This window comes from Methylocystis sp. H62, assembly GCF_015709515.1.
Taxonomy (GTDB): Bacteria; Pseudomonadota; Alphaproteobacteria; order Rhizobiales; family Beijerinckiaceae; genus Methylocystis.
In genome coordinates this window covers 1-3692 of sequence record NZ_JADNQZ010000015.1, presented here as the reverse complement: position 1 = coordinate 3692, position 3692 = coordinate 1, and the positions used below count along the sequence as shown (strand labels likewise).

2 protein-coding genes and 2 pseudogenes are annotated in these 3692 nt (G+C 60.2%); 3 read left to right on the top strand and 1 reads right to left on the bottom strand.

What is annotated here, in order from left to right; all coding sequences use genetic code 11:
* The 3 genes and pseudogenes from IYY11_RS00275 to IYY11_RS22485 form a co-directional block, all read left to right on the top strand.
* Positions 1-2424, top strand: a pseudogene (locus tag IYY11_RS00275) (hypothetical protein); the annotation flags it as partial.
* A 139-nt stretch (positions 2425-2563) separates the two neighbouring features.
* Positions 2564-2782 (top strand): hypothetical protein, encoded by a 219-nt coding sequence (locus tag IYY11_RS00270; protein ID WP_196402293.1) that lies wholly within the window; start codon positions 2564-2566, stop codon positions 2780-2782.
* A pseudogene (locus IYY11_RS22485) lies at positions 2779-3069 on the top strand (site-specific integrase); the annotation flags it as partial. The gene IYY11_RS00270 and the pseudogene IYY11_RS22485, both read left to right, overlap by 4 nt.
* Positions 3070-3282: 213 nt before the next feature.
* On the opposite strand, the gene IYY11_RS00260 reads toward IYY11_RS22485, so the two are convergent.
* Positions 3283-3692, bottom strand: a 410-nt coding sequence (locus IYY11_RS00260; RefSeq protein WP_196402292.1) for an ATP-binding protein, incomplete at its 5' end; no start/stop codon positions are given.

Below are 3692 nucleotides of genomic sequence, written 5' to 3'. Positions count from 1 at the left end.
ACCGATGGCGCGATGTACGGCAAGTGGTGGACCGGCAGTGGCTGGGGCGGCTGGGAGAATATGGGTGGGGTGCTTCTCAACAAACCGGAATGCGTGACCTGGGGGCCGGGCCACCTCCACTGCTTTGGCCGCGGGACCGATGGCGCGATGTACGGCAAGTGGTGGACCGGCAGTGGCTGGGGCGGCTGGGAGAATATGGGTGGGGTGCTTCTCAACAAACCGGAATGCGTGACCTGGGGGCCGGGCCACCTCCACTGCTTTGGCCGCGGGACCGATGGCGCGATGTACGGCAAGTGGTGGACCGGCAGTGGCTGGGGCGGCTGGGAGAATATGGGTGGGGTGCTTCTCAACAAACCGGAATGCGTGAGCTGGGGACCGGGTCACCTCCACTGCTTTGGCCGCGGGACCGATGGCGCGATGTACGGCAAGTGGTGGACGGGCAATGGTTGGGGCGGCTGGGAGAACATGGGTGGGGTCATCCTCGAGGAGCCTGAATGTGTGAGCTGGGGGCCGGGCCACCTCCACTGCTTTGCCCGCGGGACGGATCGCGCAATGTACGGCAAGTGGTGGACGGGCAGTGGCTGGAGCGGCTGGGAGAACATGGGTGGGGTGCTTCTCAACAAACCGGAATGCGTGAGCTGGGGGCCGGGTCACCTCCACTGCTTTGGCCGCGGGACCGATGGCGCGATGTACGGCAAGTGGTGGACGGGCAATGGTTGGGGCGGCTGGGAGAACATGGGTGGGGTCATCCTCGAGGAGCCTGAATGTGTGAGCTGGGGACCGGGCCACCTCCACTGCTTTGCCCGCGGGACGGATCGCGCAATGTACGGCAAGTGGTGGACAGACGTCGCCAGGCGTTCTTTGACCGTCAGCCGGCACAATACCGCAGGTTTGACGGACGGGGACGTGGATCGGATTCTTGGCGACTCCTCCACCGTGCTGCAAACGAACGATGGTCCTGACGATGTCGCCTGTTCAGTTGCTCTTCAACGTTCAGGCAATGTCGTTGTCTTCAATAATGGCGATGGCAGTCTCGATAATGCGGCGGAGTTGTCTGAAGTGTTCAACTTGGCGGGTAACGTCAAAGTAGTCGCTGATGTAAATTTTTGCGGAGGCCAGTTTAACACCTCGATTATTGGTTGCGGCCAAACGCCAGGCACGTCGTTCATCACCGAACGGTTCACCGCGGGGCAGGAAGGCATACTTTGGGCCCACGAGTTTGGGCACAATCAAAATCTTCCCCACCGCGACACCTCGACCGACAACGTGATGTATTTCTCCATCGGAAACAATCGGAGACGGATAAACCAAACAGAGTGCAATGCGTTCAGCGGTCAGCAACCGGTGGTCAACGTCGCGGCGATGAACATTCCGTCTACAACGGTGGCGCAAGGCGTAACTTCGGGGCCTGGCATGCCGGGAGAGCAGATGCGCAAGCAGTCCGGTGGACAGATGCCTGGAGAGCAGATGCCCAACTACGACGCCGGTGGGCAGATGCCCGGAGAGCAGATGCGCAAGCAGTCCGGTGGACAGATGCCTGGAGAGCAGATGCCCAACTACGACGCCGGTGGGCAGATGCCCGGAGAGCAGATGCGCAAGCAGTCCGGTGGACAGATGCCTGGAGAGCAGATGCCCAACTACGACGCCGGTGGACAAATGCCGAGAGAGCAGATGCAAAAGCAGTCCAGTGGACAAATGCCAAACTACGGTAGCGGTGAGCAAGCGCCGGGAGAGCAGATACGCAAATACTCCGGTGGACAGGCGACTGCACGCGAGAAAAAATTGCCTGTCGATCAGTTTGTGAGTCAAGTCTACTTTGACGGTCTACCGCTTGCCGAGGCTGCTAGCTACGGGGATGAAAGCGTTGATACGTTGCTTACAATTCTCCGAGATCCAAGCCGGGTTCAATATCACGAGAACGCAGCTCTTACCCTGGGCATGATCGGCAGTGAGCGCGCCGTTGAACCACTCATCGCTTACATCCAGGGCAGACGCGAAGCGACGGCACAGTTGCCTGGAACTGCGGATGCGGCATCGTCGCATGCTGCCTACAAGGGCCGTGTAGGAGCGGTTATGGCCCTCGGCTATATAGTTAGCCGCAATGGCAGTAAGGCGGCGCTTACCTTCCTCAAGGACAACGCTTCGCCCCAGGCGTTAAAGCTACTTTGGATGGGCGACGGCCGACCGGAAGAAGCCAAACAACAAGACTTAACGAAGTACTTCTTGCTTAGTCTGGGGATATCGGGAAATACCGAGGCGGCGGAGCATTTAAAGGCATTGCGCCAACGAGAGGTCGTCCCCGAAGCCGCGCCTCGCAAGACCAAAGTCGAAGGAGTACTTGCACAAAGTCTGCAACTGAATGATCAAGTCGCTCGGGAAGGCCTGCTGAACTATTACAAATCTAAGCAAGAGACTCCCAGGTAGGAGGGTAAGTGCTTTAGTTTAAAAGCGACGGCTTGTCCTATCTTATTGATGTCCTTTCCCGCCCCAGCTTCGGCTGGGGCTTTTTCTTTGGCGTCTATATATGATGATATCCTTTATCATACATATTGGAGACAGCGTCATGGCCTATGGAAAACTCGACGAGAATGAGCTGAAGAATGCGATTGCCCAAACGGGGGAGGCGATTCAACGCAGCCAGGACCTTCTGAAGGTCGTCTCGAAGAAACCGACGACCAAAGGGCTTGAGCTGGTCGCGGCTTCGACGCCGCTGCTCATTGAGAAGCTGGAGGACGACCTCGCGAAGCTCGAAAAGGCGCTGGCGAAGAAATCGACCGCATGAGCCATCTCGTTCTCCTCAGCGCTCAGGTTCCCGTGCTCGTCCCGTCCGCCGGCGAGCACGCGCAAACGCGCTTCTGGGAATCCTTCGTCGCCAACATCCGCAATCCGCACACGCGCCGCGCCTATGCGCGCGCGGCCGCCGAATTCTTCGATTGGCTGGAGACGCGCGGCGTCACGCAGCTCACGGCGATCGAGAGCGTGCATGTTGCCGCCTATATCGAGAAGCTCGCCAAGGCGCGCTCTGCGCCGACCGCAAAACTGCGTTTAGCGGCGTTGCGTCATTTGTTCGATTGGCTTGTCATCGGCCAGATAATGCCGACCAATCCCGCCGCCGCCGTGCGCGGGCCGCGCCATATCGTGCGGTGCGGCAAGACGCCGGTGTGTCAATCGGCGCTGGAGTTTGACCCCTTATCGGCGTCCAACATTGACCCCCGTGTTGCGCGCGTCGTGACGGAGGGAGGGCGTAGCCCGACCGGAGTTACGATGCGCGCGGCGGCGTTATCAGGCGCGGTTCTTGAAGCGCCAGCTTTCGTTGCCGGTCTCGACGATGTCGCAGTGGTGGGTCAGCCGATCGAGCAGCGCGGTCGTCATTTTCGGATCGCCGAAAACGCTCGGCCATTCGCCGAAGGCCAGGTTGGTCGTGACGATGATCGAGGTGCGCTCATAGAGTCGGCTGACCAGATGGAACAGCAGTTGGCCGCCGGCCTGGGCGAAGGGCAGATAGCCGAGTTCGTCGAGGATGACGACGTCGAGACGGGTCAGATAATCGGCGAGCCGCCCCTGCCGCCCGGCGCGCGCTTCCGCCTCAAGGCGATTGACCAGATCGACGGTGGTGTAGAAGCGCCCGCGCGATCCGGCGCGAATGCAGCTTCGGGCGATGGCGATCGCAAGATGGGTTTTGCCTGTGCCCG